The organism is Citrobacter amalonaticus Y19 (genome assembly GCF_000981805.1).
Lineage (GTDB): Bacteria > Pseudomonadota > Gammaproteobacteria > Enterobacterales > Enterobacteriaceae > Citrobacter_A > Citrobacter_A amalonaticus_C.
On record NZ_CP011132.1, the window covers coordinates 2,899,129 to 2,911,662 of the forward strand.

At 54.8% G+C, this 12,534-nt stretch carries 13 protein-coding genes; 6 read left to right on the forward strand and 7 right to left on the reverse strand.

Features of this window, described 5'->3' with window-relative positions; translation table 11 throughout:
* The first annotated feature begins 54 nt into the window (after window positions 1-54).
* The 4 genes from cysK to crr all read left to right on the forward strand — a co-directional run bounded on the left by cysK (window position 55) and on the right by crr (window position 3,989).
* Window positions 55-1,026, forward strand: coding sequence for a cysteine synthase A (gene cysK, locus F384_RS13410; RefSeq protein ID WP_046483505.1), 972 nt, complete (start codon window positions 55-57; stop codon window positions 1,024-1,026).
* Window positions 1,027-1,407: 381 nt separating this feature from the next.
* Window positions 1,408-1,665, forward strand: coding sequence for a phosphocarrier protein Hpr (gene ptsH / locus F384_RS13415; protein ID WP_000487600.1), 258 nt, complete (start codon window positions 1,408-1,410; stop codon window positions 1,663-1,665).
* Window positions 1,666-1,711: 46 nt separating this feature from the next.
* A complete protein-coding gene (ptsI, locus tag F384_RS13420; protein ID WP_046484637.1) occupies window positions 1,712-3,439 on the forward strand; it encodes a phosphoenolpyruvate-protein phosphotransferase PtsI in 1,728 nt (575 codons plus the stop codon).
* Between the two features lie 40 nt (window positions 3,440-3,479).
* Window positions 3,480-3,989 (forward strand): PTS glucose transporter subunit IIA, encoded by a 510-nt coding sequence (gene crr / locus F384_RS13425; protein WP_000522253.1) that lies wholly within the window; start codon window positions 3,480-3,482, stop codon window positions 3,987-3,989.
* Between the two features lie 352 nt (window positions 3,990-4,341).
* On the opposite strand, the gene F384_RS13430 is transcribed toward crr, so the two are convergent.
* Window positions 4,342-4,581 (reverse strand): hypothetical protein, encoded by a 240-nt coding sequence (locus tag F384_RS13430; RefSeq protein WP_042999906.1) that lies wholly within the window; start codon window positions 4,579-4,581, stop codon window positions 4,342-4,344.
* Complete coding sequence (gene pdxK / locus F384_RS13435; RefSeq protein ID WP_046484776.1) at window positions 4,578-5,444, reverse strand: pyridoxine/pyridoxal/pyridoxamine kinase; 867 nt, start codon at window positions 5,442-5,444, stop codon at window positions 4,578-4,580. Before pdxK ends, F384_RS13430 begins: the two co-directional genes overlap by 4 nt.
* An 82-nt stretch (window positions 5,445-5,526) precedes the next feature.
* Between pdxK and ptsJ the strand changes: the two genes are divergently transcribed.
* Window positions 5,527-6,822 (forward strand): transcriptional regulator PtsJ, encoded by a 1,296-nt coding sequence (gene ptsJ / locus F384_RS13440; RefSeq protein ID WP_046484781.1) that lies wholly within the window; start codon window positions 5,527-5,529, stop codon window positions 6,820-6,822.
* 13 nt (window positions 6,823-6,835) lie between these two features.
* Window positions 6,836-7,552 carry a type 1 glutamine amidotransferase gene (locus tag F384_RS13445; RefSeq protein ID WP_046484784.1) on the forward strand — a complete coding sequence of 239 codons (717 nt, stop codon included), beginning with the start codon at window positions 6,836-6,838 and terminating at the stop codon, window positions 7,550-7,552.
* A 91-nt stretch (window positions 7,553-7,643) separates the two neighbouring features.
* Here the strand turns inward: F384_RS13445 and cysM are convergent, their stop codons facing one another.
* The 5 genes from cysM to cysP form a co-directional block, all read right to left on the reverse strand.
* Window positions 7,644-8,555 carry a cysteine synthase CysM gene (cysM, locus tag F384_RS13450; RefSeq protein ID WP_046484786.1) on the reverse strand — a complete coding sequence of 304 codons (912 nt, stop codon included), beginning with the start codon at window positions 8,553-8,555 and terminating at the stop codon, window positions 7,644-7,646.
* Window positions 8,556-8,621: 66 nt separating this feature from the next.
* Window positions 8,622-9,719, reverse strand: a complete 1,098-nt coding sequence (cysA, locus tag F384_RS13455; protein ID WP_046484789.1) for a sulfate/thiosulfate ABC transporter ATP-binding protein CysA — start codon at window positions 9,717-9,719, stop codon at window positions 8,622-8,624.
* Complete coding sequence (gene cysW, locus F384_RS13460) at window positions 9,709-10,584, reverse strand: sulfate/thiosulfate ABC transporter permease CysW (protein WP_046484793.1); 876 nt, start codon at window positions 10,582-10,584, stop codon at window positions 9,709-9,711. Before cysW ends, cysA begins: the two co-directional genes overlap by 11 nt.
* Entirely contained in the window at window positions 10,584-11,417 is an 834-nt protein-coding gene (gene cysT / locus F384_RS13465; RefSeq protein WP_046484796.1) for a sulfate/thiosulfate ABC transporter permease CysT, read from the reverse strand. Before cysT ends, cysW begins: the two co-directional genes overlap by 1 nt.
* Window positions 11,417-12,433: a thiosulfate/sulfate ABC transporter substrate-binding protein CysP gene (gene cysP / locus F384_RS13470; RefSeq protein ID WP_046484800.1), complete on the reverse strand. Its 1,017-nt coding sequence runs from the start codon at window positions 12,431-12,433 to the stop codon at window positions 11,417-11,419. The genes cysT and cysP overlap by 1 nt, the downstream gene beginning before the upstream one ends.
* Window positions 12,434-12,534: the final 101 nt, after the last annotated feature.

A 12,534-nucleotide genomic window follows, 5' to 3' on the forward strand; every position in this document is an offset into this window, starting at 1 on the left:
GTCTGAAGGGTATGCTGGGAAGGTATCCCAATTTCATACAGTTAAGGACAGGCCATGAGTAAGATTTTTGAAGACAACTCGCTGACTATCGGTCATACGCCGCTGGTTCGACTGAACCGTATCGGTAACGGACGCATTCTGGCGAAGGTGGAATCACGTAACCCGAGCTTCAGCGTCAAATGCCGTATCGGTGCCAACATGATTTGGGATGCTGAAAAACGCGGCGTGCTGAAACCGGGCGTTGAACTGGTTGAGCCCACCAGCGGCAATACCGGTATCGCGCTGGCCTATGTCGCTGCAGCACGTGGCTACAAGCTGACGCTGACCATGCCCGAAACCATGAGTATCGAGCGTCGCAAGCTGCTGAAAGCGCTGGGCGCCAACCTGGTGCTGACCGAAGGCGCGAAAGGTATGAAAGGCGCGATTCAGAAAGCGGAAGAAATTGTCGCCAGCGATCCGGCGAAATATCTGCTGCTTCAGCAGTTCAGCAACCCGGCTAACCCGGAAATTCACGAAAAAACCACCGGCCCGGAAATCTGGGAAGATACCGATGGTCAGGTTGACGTCTTTATCTCCGGCGTGGGTACGGGCGGTACGCTGACCGGCGTCACCCGCTATATTAAGGGCACCAAAGGCAAAGCCGACCTGATTACCGTAGCCGTTGAGCCGACGGATTCCCCGGTGATTGCTCAGGCGCTGGCAGGCGAAGAGCTGAAGCCGGGTCCGCACAAAATTCAGGGTATTGGTGCCGGTTTTATTCCGGGTAACCTGGATCTGAAACTGATCGATAAAGTGGTCGCCATCACCAACGAAGAGGCGATCTCCACCGCCCGCCGTCTGATGGAAGAAGAAGGCATTCTTGCCGGTATCTCCTCCGGAGCCGCGGTCGCTGCCGCGCTTAAACTTCAGGAAGATGAAACCTTTACCAATAAGAATATTGTGGTTATCCTACCGTCATCGGGTGAGCGTTATCTGAGCACTGCACTGTTTGCCGATCTCTTCACAGAGAAAGAATTGCAACAGTAATGCCAGCATGTTAAAAACGCGTAAAAAAGCACCTTTTCAGGTGCTTTTTTGTGGCCTGCGTCAAATTTTAACCCCACCTGCCATTGCTTCACCCCGCCAGGTCTGGTATTTAACCTGATTAATTATTTTGAAGCGCGAAATTAATCGTTACAGGAAAAGTGCTGGCTGAATCGATTTTATGATTTGGTTCAAGTATTGATTTAGCGGCATAATGTTTAATGACGAGCGAAACGTCAGCGGCCAGAGGTTGACTGCAACGGATTGCGTAAACACCTGGTGTGTCGCGCCCGTTTACGCCGGCGCTAACAATACAGGCTAAAGTCAAACCGCCAGGCTAGACTTTAGTTCCACAACACTAAACCTATAAGTTGGGGAAATACAATGTTCCAGCAAGAAGTTACCATTACCGCTCCGAACGGTCTGCACACCCGCCCTGCTGCTCAGTTTGTTAAAGAAGCGAAAGGCTTCACTTCTGAGATTACTGTGACTTCCAACGGCAAAAGCGCCAGCGCGAAAAGCCTGTTTAAACTGCAAACTCTGGGTCTGACTCAGGGTACCGTCGTTACTATCTCTGCAGAAGGTGAAGACGAGCAGAAAGCGGTTGAACATCTGGTCAAGCTGATGGCGGAACTGGAATAAGTTTTTCCGGGTTCTTTTAAAAATCAGTCACAAGTAAGGTAGGGTTATGATTTCAGGCATTTTAGCATCCCCGGGTATCGCTTTCGGCAAAGCACTTTTGCTGAAAGAAGACGAAATCGTCATTGACCGGAAAAAAATTTCTGCCGATAAGGTTGATCAGGAAGTTGAACGTTTTCTTAGCGGTCGTGCCAAAGCATCTGCACAGTTAGAAGCGATCAAAACGAAAGCCGGTGAAACGTTCGGTGAAGAAAAAGAAGCCATTTTCGAAGGGCATATTATGCTGCTCGAAGATGAGGAGCTGGAGCAGGAAATCATAGCCCTGATTAAAGATAAACACATGACGGCTGACGCAGCTGCACATGAAATTATCGAAGGTCAGGCCACTGCCCTGGAAGAACTGGATGATGAATACCTGAAAGAACGTGCGGCTGACGTACGTGACATCGGTAAACGCCTGCTGCGCAACATCCTGGGGCTGGCAATTATTGACCTGAGCGCAATCAAGGACGAAGTGATCCTGGTTGCCGCTGACCTGACCCCGTCCGAAACCGCACAGCTGAACCTGCAAAAGGTGCTGGGTTTCATTACCGACGCGGGCGGCCGGACCTCCCACACCTCTATCATGGCGCGTTCTCTGGAACTGCCAGCCATCGTGGGTACCGGTAGCGTCACCTCTCAGGTGAAAAACGACGACTATCTGATTCTGGATGCCGTAAACAACCAGGTTTACGTCAACCCGACCAACGACGAAATTGAAAAACTGCGCGCCGTTCAGGAGCAGGTTGCCACTGAAAAAGCGGAACTGGCTAAACTGAAAGACCTACCGGCAATCACGCTGGATGGCCATCAGGTTGAAGTGTGCGCCAACATCGGCACCGTGCGTGACGTCGAAGGCGCAGAGCGCAACGGCGCGGAAGGCGTTGGTCTGTATCGTACTGAATTCCTGTTTATGGACCGCGACGCGCTGCCAACTGAAGAAGAACAGTTTGCGGCGTACAAAGCCGTGGCTGAAGCCTGTGGCTCTCAGGCGGTGATCGTGCGTACCATGGACATCGGCGGCGACAAAGAGCTGCCATACATGAACTTCCCGAAAGAAGAGAACCCGTTCCTGGGCTGGCGTGCCGTACGTATCGCGATGGATCGTAAAGAGATCCTGCGCGATCAGGTTCGCGCCATCCTGCGCGCGTCTGCTTTCGGTAAACTGCGCATTATGTTCCCGATGATCATCTCTGTTGAAGAAGTCCGCGCGCTGCGCAAAGAGATCGAAATCTACAAACAGGAACTGCGTGACGAAGGTAAGGCCTTTGACGAAACGATTGAAATTGGCGTGATGGTGGAAACACCGGCTGCAGCAACGATTGCTCGTCATTTAGCCAAAGAAGTTGATTTCTTTAGTATCGGCACCAATGATTTAACGCAGTACACTCTGGCAGTTGACCGTGGTAATGATATGATTTCACATCTCTACCAGCCAATGTCACCGTCTGTCCTCACTTTGATCAAGCAAGTTATTGATGCTTCTCATGCTGAAGGTAAATGGACTGGCATGTGCGGTGAGCTTGCAGGCGACGAACGTGCTACACTTCTGTTGCTGGGGATGGGTCTGGACGAATTCTCTATGAGTGCCATTTCTATCCCGCGCATTAAGAAGATTATCCGTAACACGAACTTCGAAGATGCGAAGGTGTTAGCAGAGCAGGCTCTTGCTCAACCGACAACGGACGAGTTAATGACGCTGGTTAACAAGTTCATTGAAGAAAAAACAATCTGCTAATCCACGAGATGCGGCCCAATTTACTGCTTAGGAGAAGATCATGGGTTTGTTCGATAAACTGAAGTCTCTGGTTTCTGATGATAAGAAAGACACCGGAACTATTGAGATTGTTGCACCGCTCTCGGGCGAGATCGTCAACATCGAAGACGTACCGGATGTCGTTTTTGCTGAAAAAATCGTGGGTGATGGCATCGCTATTAAACCAACCGGTAACAAGATGGTTGCACCGGTTGACGGTACCATCGGCAAAATCTTTGAGACCAACCATGCGTTCTCTATCGAATCCGATAGCGGTATCGAACTGTTTGTTCACTTCGGTATCGACACCGTTGAACTGAAAGGCGAAGGCTTTAAGCGCATCGCTGAAGAAGGCCAGCGTGTGAAAGTGGGCGACCCGGTTATTGAATTCGATCTGCCACTGCTGGAAGAAAAAGCCAAGTCTACCCTGACTCCGGTTGTTATCTCCAACATGGACGAAATCAAAGAACTGATCAAACTGTCCGGTAGCGTGACTGTGGGTGAAACCCCGGTTATCCGCATCAAGAAATAATTCTTGCCGCAGGAAAAAATGGCGCCTTCTGGCGCCATTTTTTTATACACGTCATCCAACAACGATGCTTCCGACCTGCCTGATGGCGCTGCGCTTATCAGGCCTACGCGATTTTTCACCACGGAGTTGAACCGGTATGCCGGATAAGGCGTTTGCGCAGGCATCGGTGCTGCGCTTATCAGGCCTGCGAGATTTTTCACCACGGAGTTAGATCGGTAGGCCGGATAAGGCGTTTGCGCCGCCATCCGGCATCGGTGCTGTGCTTATCAGCGCCTATGCGATTTTTCACCACGGAGTTGAACCGCCAGGCCGGATAAGGCGTTTGCGCCGCCATCCGGCATCGATACAGCAGTCACAATGGCGAGGTCACCGGGCGATAACACTTTTCACGCATCAGGATTTTCATCCCTTCCGGCCCGCTCTCCAGCATCCTCTTTTCGGAATCAGAAACCAGCAGTTCACACTGGTAGCCGCCTGTGATGCCAAACATCGCGCGCGCCACGCAGATATCTTCCAGCGCATTCAGCCCGCTGGTTTCAAAATGCCCGACAATGCGTCCCTGCTGGCGAACCACCAGCCGATAGCTCTTCATCGCGCCTCCTCTGTCGGAGGCAGTATCAGTTCGTCACAACCGCATTGCTGCGTCCAGGTCATCACCTCCAGCACGCGTTCCGCAGCCTGTTGCGTTGCCTGCGTCAGTGATTTTCCCAACACAATGCCGCTAATCAATTCGGCACAGAACAGATCGCCGGTCCCTTTCAGATCGGTTTCTACACGCGGATGTTCAATCACATCCAGCGTTTGTGCCGTCACCACCGCCACATTGATGGTGTCTTTGTCCTGTCCTGGCGCACTGGTGATCACAATCCACTTCAGCGTGTCGGTCAGCAACGATCTCGCCGCGACGACAGCCTCCTCCAGCGTGCGGCACGGCATGCCGCTGAGCATCTCCAGCTCAAAAACATTCGGCGTCAGCCCCTGCGCCAGCGGCAACAGGTGCTGTCGATAGGCATCCGGGATCTCGGCTTTCACATACATTCCGCTGTCGGTATCACCAATCACCGGATCGACCAGAACAGGAATATCAGGATGCGATTCACGCACGGTTTTTAGCCACTGCGCCAGCAGAGCGATTTGTTCCGCGCTGCCCATATAACCGGTGGTCACCGCTTTTAACTCGCGCAGCGCATCGCGCTCATTGAGCGCCTGCAAATAGCCACTGAACCAGTCAGCCGGAATCACGCCCCCATAGAACGTGTCATAGTGCGGAGTATTACTGAACAGGACGGTAGGCACCGCCGTCACCCGCAATCCCTTTGCTTTGATGGCAGGAACAGCGATGCTGTTGCCGACGCTGCCATACACCACCTGTGACTGAACGGCGACAATATCGGTCTGTAATGCCCGATGCTTATCGTCGAAGAGCACTGACTGAATATCACTCTCCTGCCCCATAGACTTCTCCTCTCACTGGACAGCGGGCTGATGCCTCACTATTATCGTCATATGCTAAAATTCATTTTGTCATAGGTCAATAATGATCGACGGAAAAACCGCCAGCGAAATCTTTGACAGTATACGTCAGCACGTGACCAGTGGCGTGCTGCCTGCGGGTGAAACATTGCCGCCGGTGCGGGAACTGGCAACGCGACTCAACGTGAATCGCAATACCGTCGCGGCGGCCTACAAACGCCTGGTCACTTCCGGACTGGCGCAAAGTCGTGGCCGCAATGGCACCGTCATAAAAAGCGCCTCTACGCCCATCGCGTGGGAAGGCGGCGACCCCCATACGCCACTGCACGATCTCTCCAGCGGGAATCCAGATCCAACTCGTCTGCCCGACCTGAGTCGCTACTTTGCACATCTCCATCACGACCACCGCCTGTACGGCGACGCACCGGTTTCACCGGCGCTAAAGCGCTGGGCCACACAATGGATGCAGAATGCCGTTCCCGCCGCGGGCGAAATTGATATCACCAGCGGCGCGATTGATGCCATTGAACGCCTGCTGAGCGCCCATCTGCTGCCGGGCGACAGCGTGGTGGTTGAGGATCCTTGTTTTTTAAGCAGCATTAACATGCTGCGATACGCCGGATTCCGCGCCAGCCCGGTGGGCGTCGATAGCGAAGGAATGCTACCCGAAGGGCTTGAACAGGCGCTGAGTAAAGGCGCACGCGCGGTGATCGTGACGCCACGGGCGCACAACCCGACGGGATGCAGTTTAAGCGCTACCCGCGCTGGCGCATTGCAGGCTATTCTTGCGCGATATCCGCAGGTGCTGGTGATTGTTGACGACCACTTTGCCCTGCTTTCAGCCTCCGCATGGCATCCGGTGATTGCAGCAGAAACGCTCCACTGGTCGGTCGTTCGCTCAATGTCGAAAGCGCTGGGGCCGGACCTGCGTCTTGCCATTGTCGCCAGCGATCCCGCAACTTCGGCAAAGTTGCGCCTGCGCCTTAACGCCGGCAGTCAGTGGGTCAGCCACATTTTGCAGGATCTGGTTCACGCCTGTCTGGCAGACCCCGTCTGGCAGCAAACTCTCACGGAGTCCCGCCAGTTTTATGCCGATCAGCAGCGTAAACTGGCTCAGGCGCTGCGCATGCAAGGCCTCAGCAACGTTTCCCCCGGCGATGGCCTGAACCTGTGGCTACCGCTCGCCGAAGCCAGTCAGAACACCGCATTCGCGCTGGCGAAGTTCGGCTGGCTGGTGCGTGAAGGCGAAGCCTTCGGCGTCAACACGCCCGCGCAGGGTCTGCGCATTACCCTTTCCACACTCAACGACAACGACATCAACCGCCTGGCCGCCCATCTTCATCAGGCGCTGAGCCAATAACAGGAGAGCCTCCGTGCACATCCATTTTATCATTCACGAGTCGTTTGAATCGGCCGGTGCTTATTTGCCGTGGGCCGAAGCGCGTGGCTACAACATCACCTGGACTCGCGTCTACGACAACGAAGCCGTTCCGGCTAACGCCGATGGCTTTGATATGCTGGTCGTTTTTGGCGGCCCACAATCACCGCGCACCACGCTTGCAGAGTGCCCATACTTTGATTCTCTGGCCGAACAGCATCTGATCAACCAGGCCATCTCGGCGGGTCGTATTGTGGTTGGGATTTGCCTGGGCTCACAGCTGATTGGTGAGGCGCTGGGTGCCAGAGTCTGCCAGAGCCCGGAAAAAGAGATTGGTCACTATCCCATCACCCTAACCGATGCAGGAAAACAGCATCCACTGCTTGCCCACTTCGGCTCTCCGCTCACCGTCGGTCACTGGCACAACGACATGCCGGGGTTAACCGACCAGGCAACGGTACTTGCCACCAGCGCAGGCTGCCCACGGCAAATCGTACAGTACGGTAATTTTGTTTATGGTTTCCAGTGCCATATGGAGTTTACCGCCGGGGCGGTTGAAGGATTGATTCAACATTCCGAACAGGAACTGGCAGAAGCCAAAGGGAAGCGCTTTATTCGCTCAAACGAGGAAATGCGTGACTGGGATTACCGGGAAATGAACGAAACGCTCTGGCAGTTCCTTGATAAGCTTGTGGAAAAACGTAACGATTGATCATAACAGGCCGGATAAGACGCTTTACGTCGTCATCCGGCGATCGTGCCGTATGTTTGCCTGATGGCGCTATGCTCATCAGGCCTACAAACTATATCCCTAATCCCTGGCTAAAATGCTCTTCGCCAAAGACGCCAGTCGACAGATAGCGATCGCCGCGATCGCAAATAATCGCCACCACCACCGCGCCCGGATTCGCTTTCGCAATGCGTATCGCGCCAGCGACTGCACCGCCTGAACTGACGCCACAGAAGATCCCTTCACGCACGGCCAGTTCACGCATGGTGTTCTCCGCGTCTCGCTGATGAATATCCACAACCTGATCGACAAGCTGAGCGTTAAAAATGCCCGGCATGTATTCCGCAGGCCAGCGGCGAATCCCCGGAATACTGCTGCCCTCTTCCGGTTGCAGCCCCACAATCGTCACCGGTTTCTCTTGCTCACGCAGAAAACGCGACACGCCGGTAATGGTGCCGGTCGTCCCCATACTGGAGACGAAATGGGTGATCCGCCCGGACGTTTGCTGCCAGATTTCGGGGCCGGTGGTGGTGTAATGCGCGTAGGGGTTGTCCGGGTTGTTGAACTGGTCCAGCAGCTTACCTTCACCGCGATTCGCCATTTCCAGCGCTAAATCACGCGCCCCTTCCATCCCCTGCTCTTTGGTGACCAGAACCAGCTCGGCGCCGTAGGCGCGCATCGCTGCACGACGCTCCTGGCTCATGTTGTCCGGCATCAGCAGCTTCATGCGATAACCTTTCAACGCGGCAATCATCGCCAGCGCAATGCCGGTGTTGCCGCTGGTGGCCTCAATTAACACGTCGCCAGGTGTAATCTCGCCGCGTTTTTCCGCTTCGACAATCATCGATAACGCGGCACGATCTTTCACCGACCCTGCCGGGTTGTTACCTTCCAGTTTGACCCAGATTTCACTGCCGTTGTCGGGTGTCAGTCGTTGCAGTTTCACCAGAGGCGTATTGCCAATCGTTTGTTCTAATGTGTTCACGCGCGCTGTCCATAAAAAAGCCCGGATCGCGGTGCGCCTCCGGGCGATAAACATACTGATAACCTATCAAGCACTTTGTGCCAGAGCAAGTTCCTCTTCGCGGGTCTCAATACGCTGTTCCCCGTTATACAGCCGTGCGTTTTGCAGCCCGACAAACAGACGTTCGCCGCGTACCGGGGCATCGTCACCCTGCATGACTACCGTCAGCGGCTCATGATACCACCCAAGCGGCTGCACGATTAACTGGGTGTAGTGGCCTTTCGGGCTGGCTTCGATGACCTGTACCGGCAACGGCGAATCCAGACTGGTACGGCGGCTGATGTCAACTTCCCACGGACGCAGGAACAGATCGACCGGCCCCTGATACGCTGGCGTATAGCCCAGCGGCCAGCGGTGCGCGCCAACGTGGAACTGTCCGCCGCGAATCGTGCCCTGCAGGCGGTTAACTTCGCCCATAAATTCCAGCACAAAACGGGTCGCCGGTTCACGCCATACCTGATCCGGCGCATCGGCCTGTTCAATGTTGCCCTGGCTCATCACCACCACGCGGTCCGCCACTTCAGTGGCCTCTTCCTGATCGTGCGTCACAAAGACGCTGGTAAATTTCAGCTCTTCGTGCAGTTGACGCAACCAGCGACGCAACTCTTTACGCACCTGCGCATCGAGAGCGCCGAACGGTTCATCCAGCAGCAGAATTTGCGGCTCAACGGCTAAGGCGCGGGCCAGCGCAACACGCTGCTTTTGACCGCCTGAAAGCTGTGCCGGGAAGCGTTCCGCCAGGTGCGCCAGTTGCACCATCTCCAGCAGTTTCATCACTTTCGCTTTGATCGCCGCCGCATTGGGGCGCTCACGACGCGGCAGGACGCTCAGACCAAAAGCGATATTGTCAAAAACGGTCATATGGCGGAACAGCGCATAGTGCTGGAACACAAAACCGACTTTACGCTCGCGCGCATGCAGACGGCTGACGTCGGTGCCGTGGAAGCGAATATGGCCGCTGGACTGATGCTCCAGCCCGGCAATAATGCGCAGCAGCGTGGTTTTACCGGAACCGGACGGCCCCAACAAGGCAACCATCTGACCTGAAGGAATATCCAGTGAGATATCGTTCAGCACCTGGGTGCGACCAAAAGACTTCTTAATATTGGCAATCTCAATGCTCATGATTTTCCTCCTGTTGCGCGCGTTTTTCCTGATTTTCCAGGCGCCATTGCAACATGCTCTTCAAAAACAGGGTAACAATCGCCATCAGCGTTAGCAGCGCGGCGGCGGTAAAAGAGCCGACGGTGTTGTAGTCCTGCTCCAGTAATTCAATCTGTAACGGCAGCGACAGGGTTTCGCCGCGAATCGAGCCGGACACCACCGACACCGCACCAAACTCGCCAATCGCGCGGGCGTTGGTCAGCACCACGCCATACAACAGCGCCCAGCGGATATTCGGCAACGTCACGCGACGAAACATCTGCCAGCCGGAGGCGCCGAGTAAAATCGCCGCCTCATCCTCCTGGCTGCCCTGGCTTAACATCACCGGCACCAGCTCACGTACCACAAACGGGCAGGTGACGAAGATAGTGACCAGCACCATCCCCGGCCAGGAGAACATAATTTGCAGGTTATGCTCGTCCAGCCAGCCGCCCAGCGGACCATTGGAGCCGTAGAACAACAAATACACCAGACCCGCGACCACCGGCGAGACGGCAAAGGGAATATCCAGCAGCGTCAGCAACAACTGGCGTCCTGGAAAGTTAAAACGGGTCACCAGCCAGGCCAGCAGAATGCCAAATACCAGGTTCACCGGTACGGCTATCAGGGCGATCATCACCGTCAGCCAGATAGCATGCAGCATATCCGGATCGGCCAGATTCTGTAGCACGGGCATCAACCCTTTGCTGAATGCCTGCACGAAGATGTAGATCATCGGCACCAGCAGGATGAACGCCGACACCAGCATACCGGTGCCAATCAGAAACCATTTACCCCAGTTGATGCGGGGAGCGTCATAACGCTTCAATTGAGTAACTTCCGCCATTAGTGACCTACCACACGTCGGCCAAAGCGACTTTGCAGGGTGTTAATCGAAAACAACAGCAGCAACGATGCCGCGAGGATCACCGAAGCAATGGCGCTGGCGGCAGGGTAATCAAACTCCTGCAAGCGAACAAAAATCATCAGCGAGGTGACTTCCGTTTTCCAGGCGATGTTGCCGGCGATGAAAATCACCGCGCCGAACTCGCCGAGACTGCGGGTGAACGACAGCGCGATACCCGCCACCAGCGCCGGAGACAGTTCAGGCAATACCACTTTGCGAAAACTTTGCAGTCGCGTGGCCCCCAGCGTTTCCGCCGCTTCTTCGTATTCCGGGCCTAACTCTTCCAGCACCGGTTGCACGGTACGCACGACAAACGGAATGCTGGTGAACGCCATCGCCACCGCGATGCCAAGCCAGGTGTACGTCACCTTGATATCAAACTTCGCCAGCCATTCGCCGTAGAAACCGTTAACGGAAAACAGCGAGGCCAGCGTCAGACCGGCGACCGCCGTTGGCAGGGCAAACGGCAGATCCATCAGCGCATCCAGCAGCGTCCGCCCCGGGAAACGATAGCGGGTTAAGATCCACGCCATCAGCAGGCCAAACACGCCGTTAAAAATCGACGCCACAAACGCCGACAGCAGCGTCACCTTATAGGCGGCAACCACCTGCGGATTGGTGATCACCTCCCAGTATTGCGCCCAGCTCATCTGTGCCAGTTGCATCACCAGCGCACTGAGCGGCAGCAGCAAAATCAGACACACAAACAGCAGACTGGTGCCCAGGCTTAAGGTAAAGCCGGGCAGCACGCGTCGGGAGGAGACTGCAAACATTACTTACGCCCCGCCGCCAACAGTTTGTCCAGTTCACCACCGCTGGTGAAATGGGTTTTCATCACCTCAGGCCAGGCGCCAAACTTCTCTTCCACGCGGAACAGTTCGGTCTGCGGGAATTTATCTTTCAGTTTGTCCATCACCTCCGGGTTGTTCACGCGGTAGTAGTAGTCCGTAATGATGGTTTGCGCCTGCGGGCTGTACAGCCAGTTCAGATAGGCTTTCGCCGCTTTCTCGGTGCCGTTGGCCTGGACGTTTTTATCCACCCAGGCGACCGGGAACTCGGCCAGAATATTGGTTTTCGGGATAACGACTTCAAAACCCTGCGCTTCATACTGTTTGCGAATGTTGTTCACTTCAGACTCAAAGCTTATCAGCACATCGCCCAGTCCGCGTTCGGCAAACGTGGTGGTGGCACCGCGACCGCCGGTATCAAACACTTCGACGTTTTTCAGGAACTGCGTCATGAACTGTTCGGTTTTAGCTTTATCGCCGCCGTCCGCTTTATCCGCAGCACCCCATGCGGCCAGATACGTGTAACGGGCGTTACCAGACGTTTTCGGATTCGGGAAGATAAGCTTCACGTCAGTTCGGACAAGGTCGTTCCAGTCATGGATGTTCTTCGGGTTACCTTTACGCACCAGGAAACCCATCGTGGAGTAGAACGGTGAACTGTTGTTCGGCAGACGGCTTTGCCAGTCGGCCGGGATCAGCTTGCCTTTGTCATGCAGGATCTGCACGTCGGTCACCTGGTTGTAGGTCACGACATCGGCCTTTAGCCCCTGCAAAATCGCCAGCGCCTGCTTTGAGGAGCCCGCGTGTGACTGCTTAATGGTCAGCTTATCGCCACCGTTATCTTTCGCCCACTGCTGTTCAAACGGCGGGTTGAGGGCGGCAAACAGTTCGCGGGAGACGTCGTAGGAGCTGTTCAATAGCTCCGTCGCCTGCGCCTGACCGACCAGTAACAGCGACGCTATCAGCGTCAGATATCTTTTTTTCAGTAAGTTAACGGCCATTGCGCACCCTTATAAATTTGATGACTTTCTAATAGCCATAATATTTATAACGAGTGTGAAAGGAGTAACGGTTTTATATACCGTTTGCTGATTTGAAAGTT